General features: G+C 48.8%; 15 protein-coding genes. All 15 read right to left on the minus strand.

Annotated elements, in window-relative coordinates; genetic code table 11:
- Window positions 1–18: 18 nt before the first annotated feature.
- The 15 genes from AC0L13_RS19405 to AC0L13_RS19475 all read right to left on the minus strand — a co-directional run bounded on the left by AC0L13_RS19405 (window position 19) and on the right by AC0L13_RS19475 (window position 13,793).
- A complete protein-coding gene (locus tag AC0L13_RS19405; protein ID WP_473642374.1) occupies window positions 19–765 on the minus strand; it encodes an ATP-binding cassette domain-containing protein in 747 nt (248 codons plus the stop codon).
- Window positions 758–1,570 (minus strand): ABC transporter permease, encoded by an 813-nt coding sequence (locus tag AC0L13_RS19410; RefSeq protein WP_473642375.1) that lies wholly within the window; start codon window positions 1,568–1,570, stop codon window positions 758–760. The genes AC0L13_RS19405 and AC0L13_RS19410 overlap by 8 nt, the downstream gene beginning before the upstream one ends.
- Complete coding sequence (locus tag AC0L13_RS19415; RefSeq protein WP_473642376.1) at window positions 1,567–2,538, minus strand: ABC transporter permease; 972 nt, start codon at window positions 2,536–2,538, stop codon at window positions 1,567–1,569. Before AC0L13_RS19415 ends, AC0L13_RS19410 begins: the two co-directional genes overlap by 4 nt.
- Entirely contained in the window at window positions 2,528–4,096 is a 1,569-nt protein-coding gene (locus tag AC0L13_RS19420; RefSeq protein WP_473642377.1) for an ABC transporter substrate-binding protein, read from the minus strand. The genes AC0L13_RS19415 and AC0L13_RS19420 overlap by 11 nt, the downstream gene beginning before the upstream one ends.
- Window positions 4,097–4,112: 16 nt before the next feature.
- A complete protein-coding gene (locus AC0L13_RS19425) occupies window positions 4,113–4,877 on the minus strand; it encodes an urease accessory protein UreD (protein WP_473642378.1) in 765 nt (254 codons plus the stop codon).
- Window positions 4,878–4,911: 34 nt separating this feature from the next.
- Window positions 4,912–5,541 (minus strand): urease accessory protein UreG, encoded by a 630-nt coding sequence (gene ureG, locus AC0L13_RS19430; RefSeq protein WP_473642379.1) that lies wholly within the window; start codon window positions 5,539–5,541, stop codon window positions 4,912–4,914.
- Between the two features lie 16 nt (window positions 5,542–5,557).
- On the minus strand, window positions 5,558–6,298 hold the full coding sequence (locus AC0L13_RS19435) for an urease accessory protein UreF (RefSeq protein ID WP_473642380.1): 741 nt from the start codon (window positions 6,296–6,298) through the stop codon (window positions 5,558–5,560).
- Window positions 6,240–6,686: an urease accessory protein UreE gene (locus AC0L13_RS19440; protein WP_473642381.1), complete on the minus strand. Its 447-nt coding sequence runs from the start codon at window positions 6,684–6,686 to the stop codon at window positions 6,240–6,242. Before AC0L13_RS19440 ends, AC0L13_RS19435 begins: the two co-directional genes overlap by 59 nt.
- A 144-nt stretch (window positions 6,687–6,830) precedes the next feature.
- On the minus strand, window positions 6,831–8,546 hold the full coding sequence (gene ureC / locus AC0L13_RS19445; RefSeq protein ID WP_473642382.1) for an urease subunit alpha: 1,716 nt from the start codon (window positions 8,544–8,546) through the stop codon (window positions 6,831–6,833).
- On the minus strand, window positions 8,547–8,912 hold the full coding sequence (gene ureB / locus AC0L13_RS19450; protein WP_473642383.1) for an urease subunit beta: 366 nt from the start codon (window positions 8,910–8,912) through the stop codon (window positions 8,547–8,549).
- Window positions 8,913–8,930: 18 nt separating this feature from the next.
- Complete coding sequence (ureA, locus tag AC0L13_RS19455; RefSeq protein ID WP_473647149.1) at window positions 8,931–9,233, minus strand: urease subunit gamma; 303 nt, start codon at window positions 9,231–9,233, stop codon at window positions 8,931–8,933.
- Window positions 9,234–9,807: 574 nt separating this feature from the next.
- Window positions 9,808–10,821 (minus strand): ABC transporter ATP-binding protein, encoded by a 1,014-nt coding sequence (locus AC0L13_RS19460; RefSeq protein WP_473642384.1) that lies wholly within the window; start codon window positions 10,819–10,821, stop codon window positions 9,808–9,810.
- Window positions 10,822–11,766, minus strand: coding sequence for a C40 family peptidase (locus tag AC0L13_RS19465; RefSeq protein WP_473642385.1), 945 nt, complete (start codon window positions 11,764–11,766; stop codon window positions 10,822–10,824).
- Window positions 11,763–12,869: a mandelate racemase/muconate lactonizing enzyme family protein gene (locus tag AC0L13_RS19470; protein ID WP_473642386.1), complete on the minus strand. Its 1,107-nt coding sequence runs from the start codon at window positions 12,867–12,869 to the stop codon at window positions 11,763–11,765. Before AC0L13_RS19470 ends, AC0L13_RS19465 begins: the two co-directional genes overlap by 4 nt.
- Window positions 12,870–13,793: a S66 peptidase family protein gene (locus AC0L13_RS19475; RefSeq protein WP_473642387.1), complete on the minus strand. Its 924-nt coding sequence runs from the start codon at window positions 13,791–13,793 to the stop codon at window positions 12,870–12,872.
- Window positions 13,794–14,019: the final 226 nt, after the last annotated feature.

The following is a 14,019-nucleotide window of genomic DNA, read 5'->3' on the forward strand; positions in this document are numbered from 1 at the left end:
ATTCCCACGCCCCCTTTCTTAAAATCGGCTATCCAGCAAACGCTTCGTATACTCATGCACCGGTTTACTAAAGACATCTGCAACAGCACCCGTCTCCACGACCTCGCCTTTCCGCATGACGATCATTACATCGGCCGTATCCGCCACGACATCCAAGTCATGTGTGATAATCAACACCGTCGTTCCGTTTTCATTCAATAGACGGAGCCATTTCAAAAACTCCTTCTGCACAACTTTATCGAGAGCGGACGTCGGTTCATCTGCAATGAGCAAGGTTGGTTCAACATACAGAGCGCAAGCAATCATGCATCGTTGCAGCATCCCTCCGGATAATTCGAATGGATACCGACCCAATATGTCTTCGGATAAGCTCAGCCTTTTAAGAATCTCCTTCATCTTCTTTAGAAAGCTAGCCTCATCATCACCGATTCGGCCTGCAGAAAATGCATAAAGCTGTCGTCCCATCTTCACACTTGGATTGAAACTGTTCAATGCATCTTGAAAGATTGTGAAAAACTCCTGTTTCCGCAATGCCAAAATATCTTTCTGCGAGGCTGCTAACAGATCCTTGCCTCTGAAACGAATTTCTCCATACACATGCGCACCAATCGGCAATATGCCTAATATCGATGCAACCGTCATGCTTTTCCCGCTGCCGCTTTCGCCGATCATTGCCGTCACTTTCCCTTTCGGAATGAAAAACGAGCTTTGATTCACAACAGGAGTTCCATTAATAACTATCGATAACCCTTTCACCTCAAGCACCGAACCGCCCCCTTTCAGGATCCTTCAACGCTTCCCCGATGAAGTTAATGGATAAGATCGTCATGAAGATCAATATCCCCGGGAAAACACCGATCCACCAAGCGCCGATCAATAAATCATTTTGAGCATTATACAGCATATTACCCCACGACGGAACCGAAGGAGGAATGCCGACCCCGAGGAAGCTGAGGGACACTTCAATGAACACGGCACCTGCCAAATTGAAGATCGTCACGACAAAAAGCGGCGGCAGACTATTGCGCAACAGATGGCCCGTAATGATCTTCCACAACGGTGTGCCGAACATTTTCGCCATCTTCACATATTCCGCGTCCTTCAGCCGGATGAATTCCGAGCGGACAATCCGAGCGGTTGTAAACCAGCCCGTCACGCCAATAATAAATGTCATCCCCCACATTCCGCCTTGCATGATCGCCTGAAATGCCAAGACGAAAATGAGGGAAGGAATTGAAATAAGGGCTTCCAAAACCCGCATCATGACACTATCGGTCCAGCCGCCGACATATCCGCTAATTCCTCCGTATAGGACACCGATTACAAATGACAAAACGACCGACAAGCCCGCGACAGCCAATGTCACCTTTCCGCCTTGCAATAAACGAGAATAGACATCCCTGCCAAGATGGTCTGTCCCTAACAGATGGCCTTCACCCGGCGGCGCATAAACCGCATCCAAATCCATTTCATTCACAGGTTGTGTTGCCAAAAAATCCGAAAACAACGTCAAAGCGAGAATCAAACCTAAAAGCGAGCACCAGAAGACAAGTTTCTTCCGCGATTTCATACGCCCACCTCCCTTTTCCGGAGTTTCGGGTCGAGGAGATACATGAGCACATCAATGACAAAAAGACTGATGACGACAATCAAACCAGTCAGCATGATGCCGCCCATCAGCAACGGATAATCCTTCACCATGACCGACTTCACGAGCAATTGTCCGAGTCCTGACCAGGAAAATAAAGCTTCCACAATGACAGAGCCGCCGAAAAACGAAGGGATTGTAACTCCGAGGTAGTTCAAATATGGGATGAAGGCATTTCGCAATACACCTCGCCTAATCACCCGCTCTTCCACCCCGTTCGCCCTTGCCGTCATTACATAATAGCTCCCAACTTCAGATTTGACGCTTTCTTGAAGGAAGCGAGCGTAAAGTCCGACATGCGTCAAAACGATGACAGCCGCTGGCATGATGAGATGTTTCATTTTGTCACCAAAACCGCCATCCCCTCCTAGGCTTCTCGTTCCGGACGACGGCAAGACACCTAGTGTAACAGCGAATATATAAATGAATAAAATTCCGAGCCAAAACGCCGGAATCGAGGAAGACGCGATGCTGAACGCCGATAGTCCTCTATCCAGCAACGATCCAGGCCGCATGCCCGCCGCCATCCCGAGCCAAATCGACCCCGTAATAATGAAAAACATCGATGCCCCAAACAACAATAACGTATTCGGCAGCCGCTCTCCAAGAATCGCAGCAACAGGACGGCCAACACCAGCAGACATGCCGAGATTCCCTTTCACGGTCTCCTTCAACCATGCCCCGTATTGGACGATCAGCGGACGGTCCAATGCAAAAGCCTTGCTGATCCGCTCTTTTTCTGTGGCAGTCAACGTTTGGGCGTTGCCTCCGTAATAGGCAGTCGCAGAACTTCCCGGTCCCGCATGCATAATGAAAAAAGAGAGGAAGCTCACGATGAAGAGGACGAGTATCCCCAACATCATGCGCTTCCCAACCCATTTAACGGTCATTCCACTTCCACTCCTCGACATTCCAAAGGAAACCGGAGCCGTGATGACCAAGCGTACGCTCCTTTACGCCTTCGATATTTCCATGAATGCCATACACTGCATTGACATATGCAATGAATGCGAATGCCGGATCGTTCGCCAATTCTTCTTGGAAGTCCATATAGCTAGCCTTCCTTTCCTGCTCGTCCATCGACAAACGCCCTTTTTCAAGCAATGCATCTACTTTTTCATTTGAATAACTTCCGTAATTATAACCGGACCCTGTCAAACTTGATTCCGAAGAATGGAACAAGCTATACGTATGATGATCCGCGTCATACGGACTGCCCCATCCAATCATGAAAGCATCTGTCTCTTCAATTGTGATGGCGCTCCAATCAAGCGCCGCCACGTCGACATCCGCTCCGATGGACTTGAAGCCTTCCGCGGCATAGTTCGCCATATTGACACGCACCGCATCGGAAGCCGGGGCCGTAATCGTAAAGCTCAGCTTCTTACCGTCCTTATAACGGAAACCGTCTTCTGATTTTTCCCAACCTGCTTCATCCAGCAAGGCTTCGGCACGCGCGATATCGAAACTGTATTTTTCGATGTTTTCATTATGAAAAGCATGTTTTTGAAGCGGCGAATAAGCCACTTCCCCATACCCTTTCAAAATGCCCTTCACAATTTGCGCCCGATCGATGGCGTAGCTGAATGCCTGCCGCACCCGTACATCTTGCCATAAATCATTTTGCATATTGAAAAGGATTCCGCGGTAGTCCGCAGTATCGATATTGTAAATCTTCACATGATCTCGTTTCTCCAGTTCAGCGACTTGCACCGGGTCGAGCAAAGCAATATCGACTTCGCCCGAAGCCAATTGCAATGCCCGTACGTTGCTGTCAGGAATGAATTTGAAAATGACTTTCTCGATGGATGGTTTCGTGCCATAGAATTGCTCATAAGCTTTCAACGTCAAGCTATTTCCCCGATCCCATCGGTCGAACTGATATGGCCCTGCACCGATCGGATGGCTATTGAAATCTGCTGTCCGCATATCTACTCCTTCAAACGCATGCTTCGGCAAAATCGGCAATGTCAACTTATCGAGGATCGGCGTGAAAGGATGCTTCAGCTTCAGTTCAAATTCATAGTCGTTAAACTTCTTCAATGATTCTACTTCATTGAAATCGGACTTCAGAAACGATGCATTCTTGTCGTCCAAAACACTTTCGATCGTAAAGATGACATCGTCCGCAGTTAGCGGCTCACCATCGTGAAATCGGATGTCCTCTCTTAACTTGAACGTGTATGTCAATTTGTCATCCGTCATAGTGAACGACTCCGCAATATCCTCTTTCGGTACATTGTTTTCGTCAAAGCGGAACAGCCCACGGAACAGAAGCGCATCCAAATTCGTTTCCTCAAGAAGCGGATTCAGCCCATCAAACTCTGACTCTGAAGCATAAATAAGACTGTTTTCTTTCTCGACAGACGTCTCTTTTTTCACGCATCCTGCAATGGCAACGAGCATGATTATTCCAATTAAGACTATCATTAGTTTTCGTTTATACATAGTTTCCCTCGCACTTTCATATGAGCGCTGACAGTTCGGAAAAGACTCGTTTCAATTCCTGCTGCAGTCTCCATTGATTGACCCCAAGAAAACGGCAATGCACCGCATTTCCAGCAAGTCTGGTAACGCCTGCCCTTAATCCGTCACCAACGTTCATCGCTTCCTGAATCGCCCGTAGATCGATTTTGTCCGCTTTTTCAGAAACGAGCCAAATGGATCCGACATACAATGCCTCTTCAAGTAAACCAAGTTTATTGAGATGTAGATTTTCTGGGACGAAATGAATGCTGTCGAAGGCGAGCAGCTCCTCATCGACATAAATCTTCATCATTGATTTTAATGAAGAGAAATCGAATACTTCCCCGCGCATCTCCCGGCCAGGAGCGAGAATTTCTCCCCAAAGCAAAGTAGAGCCTTTCGCTAAACGGATCGTCGTTTCCATCTGAAACTTGGAATCTGCGAATGGGATGATCACTTCAGGCATCCATTCAAGACGCGCCTCTTCTGCGACCTCTACATCGATCGATTGCACGCAAGTTTCGCCTGTATGGGACCTGTACACTTTCAACGCCGATTGCTGGATGATCCGCGCCTTACTTCCGGGCAAAAGCCGGATGGTAATGTCATTCCGGTCGCCTGCCACCATTCCGCCCGACGACTCCATCATATAGACCGTCGCCGTAGGGTCATCACCTTCGTATAACTCGCGGCTCGCCTTCAAAGGAGGCTGCTGGAATACATGCGGCATCCGGGTGTAGCCTCTTCTCGGCTCAAACACCATATCCAGCACTCCATTATGGTGTCGGCGAGTAACTTTACTCGCCAGCACTTGAAGTCCCTGCGCCTTCTAGCAACATATTCCGTTTGATCCAATTGACGATTTGGTCGACATTTTTCCGTGTACGGACATCCGCAAGAACGTAAGGGCGGCCGCCTCGCATCTTCTTCACGTCGCTCTCGTACAATTCAAGGTCAACGCCGACATGCGGTGCAAGGTCAGTTTTATTGACCAATAAAAGATCGGATCTCGTTAACGCCGGGCCGCCTTTTCTCGGAATATCTTGTCCTTCTGCAACGTCGATTACATAAATATATCCGTCTACAAGCTCAGGGCTGAATGTCGCGGACAGGTTATCTCCGCCGCTCTCAACGAAAACGATGTCAAGATCATTGAAACGTTCTTTCAGCTCATCGATTGCCGCGAAGTTCATGGAAGCATCTTCACGGATCGCCGTATGCGGGCATCCGCCTGTCTCCACTCCGAGAATCCTGTTTTCATTCAACACACCGTGATTCATTAAGAATTGAGCATCCTCACGTGTATAAATATCATTCGTAATAACTGCAACGTTATAATCTTCATGCATTGCGCGGGTCAATGCGTCGACGAGCGATGTTTTGCCCGATCCGACGGGACCCCCGATTCCGATTCGTACTGGTTTCATATAGAAACGCCTCCTGTCATGAAATAAATAATCTTGAAAATAAATATTCGTGCTTCATCGATGCAAGCTCAATGCCTAGTGCATTGTTGCTAATATTCGATTCTTGCAAACCGGCAACAATTTCAGCTGCTGCAACGACTTCTTCAGACAATTGATGCATTGCTTGCACACCCGTATTTTGTCCGAACGGTACTGCACGCACTGCGTTTTGGACAAGCCCATTCACCGACGAAAATAAATACGAAAGGACTGCATAATGCGCATCCATATCATTAACAGCGCAATAAATTCCGTAAAGGATTGCATAATGCCCTTTTATTTCATTTGCATCGATCCGGCTTTTCCACTCGTCGAAAAAAGCATCCTCGACGAGCGGTGAAACTGTTTTGATAAACTGCCTGCCCAAATTGACACTCGCGTCGCGGGATTCTTTCGCAAGTTTGATGGCTCCGCATAGATTCTCCAAATGCATAAGTCTATCCGTATCCCGATGCTTTGCGGCCTTATGCGCTTCCTGAATGAGAATGGCATCGCCGTATACGAGATTTTGATGGAGGAAAGTCGTGCAAAAGTCGATCAGCTCTTCTTTCTTCCGGATAATATCTTCCTGGATATACGTTTCCATTCCGTATGATTGCGTATATGTGCCGATCGGGAATGCCGAATCGTGAATTTGAAGCAATCGCAAAAACTGTATATCAGTGGGAATGGCCGCGGTATTTGAAAGGTTGTTTGAATCTTCGTTCTGTCGTCTCATAGTCCACACCCACCTCATCCAATAATGGCGCCAACGTGTGATCTGCACGGACAACAATTTCGTCTTTTTCGATTAACGCTGGAGTATGGCGATTGCCAAGCTCGAATGCAGCTTTGCCCATTTCGACCATATCTTTCGGTCGAATAACGATAACCGGTTCCATCTTCGTCCGGATCACGATGCATCGCTCGTCGTCTTCGAACAGCAAGTCACCGTATTTCAATGGCTCTTCCTGATCGATGCGCAATGCGACATCCGTACCTTCTGTCGTCTCCGTCCGGAAAATCCGTTTGCTTAATTCTTCCCATTCGAGTTCGACCCATTCGATGCGTTTTCCTGAGATTTCTTCTGTATCACCGATATTGCGTATGATTTTTTCAATTAGCATCTTGTATTCTCCTTTATATCTTTAGAATAACATCCAGGCTCCGGTGCCAGGGGCTCGGATCATAAGTCAAAGCCATTCCGTGGAAAACCTTCCACTCCGCGTCTTCGCCTTATGTCTGTCGCCCCTAGGCAGGCACCCTTCGCTTTAGAATAAGAAATACCTTTGCGCCATTGGCAGTACGTCGACTGGTTCGCATGTGGCGAGTTCGCCGTCGATCTTCACTTCGTATGTCTCTGGGTCGACGTCAATTACGGGCATTTCGCTATTATGCTTCATGTCCGCTTTTGATACATTGCGGCAATTTTTCACCGTTCCGATCATCTTTTTCAGCCCTAGCTGTTCCGGAAGTCCTTCCTCCACTGCAATTTTTGGCAGGAATGTCATTGCGGCATTTTGAGGACCTTGACCATGATAGCCGTACATCCGACGGCCCATCAATGGCTGTGGAGTTGGAATAGAGGCATTTGGATCACCCGTCATTGCATACATCGCGATGCCGCCTTTAATGACAACTTGCGCTTTTACGCCGAAAAATGCGGGATCCCATAAAACGATATCCGCCAATTTCCCTTCCTCAATGGAACCGATCTCATGCGCAATTCCTTGGGCAATCGCAGGGTTGATCGTATATTTTGAAATGTATCGCTTAACGCGGTAATTATCATGGCCCTTTCCTTCATCTTGCGGAAGCGGACCTCGCTGCTTCTTCATCTTATCCGCTGTCTGCCATGTCCGTATCGCCACTTCACCAACACGGCCCATCGCTTGGGAGTCAGATGACATGATGCTCAAAATTCCAAGATCCTGCATTATATCCTCCGCTGCGATTGTTTCCGGACGGATTCGCGAGTCTGCGAAAGCAACGTCTTCCGCCACATCGCGCTTCAAATGATGGCAAACCATAAGCATGTCCATATGCTCATCAATCGTATTGACTGTAAACGGTTTCGTTGGATTCGTCGAAGCAGGCAATACATTCGGCAATGACGCCATTTTCAACTGGTCAGGCGCATGGCCTCCGCCCGCACCTTCCGTATGGAAAACGTGGATGACCCGTCCATCGATCGCATTGATCGTATCCTCGACAAACCCAGCTTCATTCAACGTATCGGAGTGCAAAGCGATCTGAATATCATATTCATCCGCCACCTTCAAGCTTTGATCCAACGCAGACGGAGTCGCCCCCCAGTCCTCATGGATCTTCATGCCAATTGCACCCGCTCGGACTTGTTCAACAAGCGGTTCAGGAAAAGCAGCGCTTCCTTTCCCGAAAATCCCTATATTCAACGGAATGTCTTCAATTTGCTGAAGCATACGATGCAAATGCCATTTCCCCGGCGTCACCGTCGTCGCTGTCGAACCAGATGCAGGTCCTGTCCCACCGCCAATGAATGTTGTCGTTCCGGCATTCAACGCCACATCCACCTGCTGCGGGCTGATGAGGTGAATATGTGTGTCAACCGCGCCCGCTGTCGCAATCAAACCTTCGCCGCCGTATACTTCCGTGCCGACTCCGATGATCATATCCTGGTCGACGCCGTCCATCGTATTCGGATTTCCCGCCTTGCCAATACCGACAATCCTACCGTTCTTAATTCCGATATCCGCCTTCACAATCCCTGTATGGTCAATGATCGTCGCATTTGTAATGACCGTATCAAGCACGCCTTCTTCGGATGTCTTCTCACTGTTCTGTCCCATCGAAACGCGAAGGGATTTACCGCCGCCGAAAATGCCTTCATCTCCATAGGTTGTATAATCCTTTTCGATTTCAATCCATAAATCGGTATCCGCTAATCGGACCTTGTCGCCCACAGTCGGGCCGAACATTCTTGCATACTGCTCATGTGTAATTCTCACTTAACTGTCAGCTCCTTTAAATCCACCATCCGACGCTTTCTCAACAATTTCATCTCTTTTATGAGTGGAACCTTCCGTCAATTGATTCAAACCGAACACATGGCGCTTCCCGCCAAACTCGACAAGCTCCACTTCTTTCTCCTCTCCCGGTTCAAAGCGCACCGCTGTTCCGGAAGGTATATTCAAATGCATCCCGACCGCCTGTTCACGATCGAATTCAAGAAATTTATTCACCTCTATGAAATGGAAGTGAGACCCGACTTGAATCGGACGGTCGCCTGTATTTGCGACCTTCACCGTCTTCGTTTCACGTCCTACATTGATATCAATCCATCCTTCGGCAGCCTTGATCTCTCCTGGTTTCAAAACGAAAAACCCCCTCTATTATTGAATTGGGTGATGCACCGTAACCAATTTTGTTCCGTCCGGAAACGTGCACTCAATCTGCACATCCTTCACCATATCTTCGACGCCTTCCATCACATCGTCCGCTGTCAGCAACTGCTTTCCTTCACTCATCAACTGCCCGACGGACTTACCATCACGCGCGCCTTCCATAATAAAATGACAAATAAGAGCCACAGCCTCAGGGTAATTCAACTTCACCCCACGGGCCTTCCGCTTCAGCGCAAGCTCTCCCGCCATGTGCAACATCAATTTTTCCTGTTCAACTGGTGATAACTTCAACAAAAAACACCCCCGATTTGTAATCAGACATTTTAGACAACTGCAGACAGTATTCTACTCCGTCTACCTATCCTATTCAATTTTTTAGAATTCTTGTGTCTTGCAAGAGTATGCAATATAGGGCTGGCGTCGCCCGATTGATTGGGACCTGGCGCAATGCAGGCCGAAAGAGGGAAAAGAGGAATTACAACGATACTATTATATGATAACCGAATTTCCTTGGCAACATTAACGGAAACCGGAGCTATTTTCTTGGGAATCGCGTCGTTGGCAGTGCGGGGGCCCATACAGATTCCCGCGCAGCAAACCTCCCCGCGTACCGGATGTGTTTTGCACGAGATCGTGTCACTTATGCGCGAGTTTGATAGTGTTTTGCGCGAGTTCCGGAAGATTATGCTCGAGTTTCGGCCAGTTATGGCGCAAGCTAGCGAAGTAATGCTCATCTCGGGACTATCGACTCACATAAAAAACTCCGTGATTCAACGGATTCCATCAGTATGTTTATCAAAGGCATTCAGCATGAAATCGAACTCGCCTCCATTGCAGGGGTAAATAAAAAAGCCGCCCCAAAACATTAGGACGACCCTACTGGAATTCTCACCGCATCCGACCGCTTCATCACTTCCTCATCATGCAAGTGACAAGCGACGAAATGCCCTTCTTCTTTTTCAAGCCATTTCGGCTTCAGCTCTCCGCACACCGGCATCGCATACGGACAGCGTGTCCGGAACACACAACCAGATGGCGGATTGATCGGGCTTGGCAGCTCACCTTTCAATAAAATCCGTTCACGCGATTCCTCGATATCTGGATCCGGAATTGGAATCGCCGATAACAACGCTTCCGTGTAAGGGTGAAGCGGCTTGTCATAAAGCTGCGCACTCGTAGTGAGCTCTACCATATGCCCTAAATACATAACGCCGATCCTGCTGGAAATGTATTTGACCATCGACAGATCATGCGCGATGAAAAGATACGTCAGACCTTTCTCCCGTTGCAGACGTTGAAGCAGTTTAACGACTTGCGCTTGCACGGACACATCGAGCGCGGAAATTGGCTCATCAGCGATGATGAACTCCGGATCAAGAGCCAGTGAACGGGCGATGCCGATACGTTGCCGTTGACCGCCGGAAAACTCGTGCGGGTAACGGTTCGCATGATCCCGGTTCAAGCCGACATCCTCAAGCAATTCATTGACACGTTCCCGCATTTCCGCTTGTGTTTTATACATCCCGTGGATTTGCATCGGCTCCGAAATAATTTCGTACACAGTGGAACGTGGATTCAATGATGCGTACGGATCTTGGAAGATCATTTGCATCTTCTTCAAAAAGCGCTGCCGTTCACTGTCGGTCATCGTATGGACACTGCGCCCCTCGTAGAGTACTTCGCCATCCGTCTTATTGTATAGGCCTAGGATCGTCCGGCCCGCTGTCGATTTGCCGCAACCCGATTCGCCGACAAGCCCGAACGTCTCTCCTCTGAATATGTCAAAACTGATACCGTCGACAGCCTTCAGCTTCAATCCTTTGCCTACGTCAAAATGGCGTTTCAAGTCCTTTACGGATAAAATCACATCATTAGCCATTCAATTTCCCCCTTCATCGTTGCCATACCGGCGGACTGCGCATAATTCCCGCTCCAGCTTCGAACCTGCGAGTTTTACTAGCTCGATCGACTGCCCTGTTGACGGAGAATGCAGAAGCAACCCATTTCCAAAATAAAACCCGACATGACGGACGTTTCCTTTTCCTTCGTCATTCGCGAAGAACAACAAATCTCCCTTTTCCCATCGCTCCGGCTTATCCATCGGCACTTCCTCGCCACTTTTCGCCTGATCGCCTGCATCCCGTGGAATAAAATGCCCACAAGCTTTCAGCATATTGTACGTGAAGCCAGAGCAATCAAAGCCGTACGAGGACATGCCGCCCCAGAAATAAGGAAGGTCCAAATAGGCAAGGCCCTCTTCGACAGCGGCCGCCGCTTTCCGTTTTTTGAATTGATGGACGGATGTGGCCCGCACGATATCCGTTTTCAGTACTAATGCGTCCCCGTCAGGCGTTTCCACATGGAAATAGTCGTCGCTTTCATCGGTCAGCGGCAAAATCGTATTGAATGGAACAATAAGTAGAGGAGTTCCATCTGGATTCCATAATTGCGATTTCGAGACCGCCACTCTTACGAATCCGCCGGCCTCCGCTAGCGGCGACGCCTTTTTCAATTGGCGTAACGGCACCCACCCCGGATAGCCACGTTCATCCTTCTTCGACGGCTGCCAGACGGCAATCACCTTTGCCCAATCTCCCTCGATTTCGTCGACGATGACAGGTTCGCCGTACAAAATTTGCGTCTGCACACGATTGCCATTGCACAGGTCCAGCCGCTCTTCATATGCAAGCTTCTCCAGCCATTTATTCAGATGAAGCGGATTAGAAATACCGTCCACGTCCATCTCCCGCGCGGATTCCGGTAAAGTCCAAACAGTCGCGACCGGCACTGCGCATGCGTACATATTCACTGTCAACTCCGTCATTGTCCTGTCCCCTTCCCGATCAGTCCCATTCCTTCCTGATCCAAACCTAGCCCCGGCTCTTCAAGCAGCCGGATGACCCTTCCGTCATAGACGATGCCGCCAGCAACAATATCCTTTGCCAACATTAGCGGTGCATCGAAATCGAATCTAGTAATGTTCGGCTGGCTTGCAGCAAAATGGGCTGCCGCTGTTATTCCGAGCTTCGTCTCGATCATGCTGCCGACCATGCATTCAACGCCGTACGTTTCCGCTAACGCATTGATCTTCAATGCCTCGTGGATGCCTCCCGACTTCATTAGTTTGATATTAATCAAATCCGCCGCCCGACGCTCTAACACACGGAGCGCATCTTTCGGGGAAAACACGCTTTCATCTGCCATGATCGGCGTGAGTGTATGATTTGTCACATACAAGAGACCGTCGATATCATCTGCAAGAACCGGCTGTTCGATCAATTCAATATCGAGTCCCGCGTCCTCCATTTTGCCAATCGCCAAGACCGCTTCCTTCGGCTTCCACCCTTGGTTCGCATCGAGCCGGATTTTCGGTGCCGGCCCTACTCGTTCCCGAATCGCTCGGATTCGCTCAATATCTTCGTTAATGTTCCCGATCCCGACTTTCACTTTCAACACATTGAACCCTTCAGCAATATAACGCTCTGCGTCATCCGCCATTTCAGCCGCATCATTGACACTCACCGTGAAGTCGGTTTCAATTTCGCTTCTGTATCCACCAAGCAATTGATAGAGCGGCATTCCCGATAACTGCCCAAGCAGGTCATGGATGGCCATGTCTATAGCGGCTTTCGCACTTGTATTGCGGACGATCGACCGTTTCAGCAGGCGGAACAGCTCCTCGCGATTTCGAACATCCTTCCCTATCAAAAGCGGCGCAATCACCTCTTCAATTGCGTATGTAATGCTTCCGAGGGAATCGCCTGTAATAACATGGGTCGGAGGCGCTTCCCCCCAACCGGAGCGTCCGTCTTCACAAGTCACTTTCAAATAGATTGCATATGCTGTCGTCACTGTTCGAAGCGCCGTTTTAAACGGCTTTGTCAACGGAACAGCGACGGGAATTGTTTCGATTGAGCGGATACGCATTCATTCCACCCCCGGTAAAATCGTCAATGTTTTTTGATCTGCGTCCAGCTTCGCGGCAACCCCTAGGGGAATCGCGAAATGCGGCTCGCAGTGGCCTATCTTGAAGCCCTCCACAACTGGCTTTCCTAATCCGCCAAAATAATGGTGGAACACGTCATCCAACGACAAGGTCCTCTGTTGTTTTTTCGGCTCTACATCCGAGAAATCCCCGATGACAATGCCGGCTGCATCTGACAGTTTCCCCGCCATTCGTAGCTGGTTCAACATCCCATCGACCCGGTACGGCTCCTCGCCAACGTCTTCGATGAATAGCAGCTTCCCTTTCGCATCGATTTCAAATTTCGTCCCGATCGTATCCGCGAGCAACGACAGATTTCCTCCGACAAGCTCTCCTTGCGCAACTCCTCCAGCAAGCGCGTTTAACGGGGAAATCTCTTCCGTATAATGGAGCTCCATCGGTTCGAACAGCTGCTGGAACATTTTTGCGGAAAGTTCATGGAAAGTGTCCTTTCCGACGCAAGATGCAAGCATCGGACCATGAAAGGTGACAAGGTTCGAATACAGGCCAATTGCCGTATGAAGGAATGTAATGTCGCTGAATCCCCAAAACACTTTCGGGTTTTCCCGAATCAACTGCAAATCAAGCCGATCAGTATAGCGGGCCGAACCATATCCGCCCCCCGCACAAATAATGCCGCTGATGGACGGGTCCGCGAACATTTCTTCCAAGTCTTGCAGCCTTTCATCATCCGTGCCCGCTAAATAACCATTGACATTATTTACATGTTGCCCGAATTTCCATTTCAGTCCAAGCTGTTCAAGAAAAGCAAGCGATCGTTCTAAATTGGCTTGATTCGGAGGGCTTGAAGGCGCAACAATTCCAATCGTATCCCCTACATGAAGCCTTTTCGGTCGTATTCTCAATCTCCTGCACCTCTTTCAATCAATAATCAAAGTCATTACATATCATTTCATCCAAATACGCATAATTAGCTCTAACCACGCATAACTCCGTTCAAATACGCATAAATTTCTTTTTTCGCGCATAAACGGATCGAAACGCGCATAACTCGTTTGAAAAGCTCATAAATTACTGGAATCACGCATAACTCCTATTATTCACGCATAAACCAAACGAAGCGCGCATATA

This window comes from Sporosarcina sp. QA0331 (genome assembly GCF_055808055.1).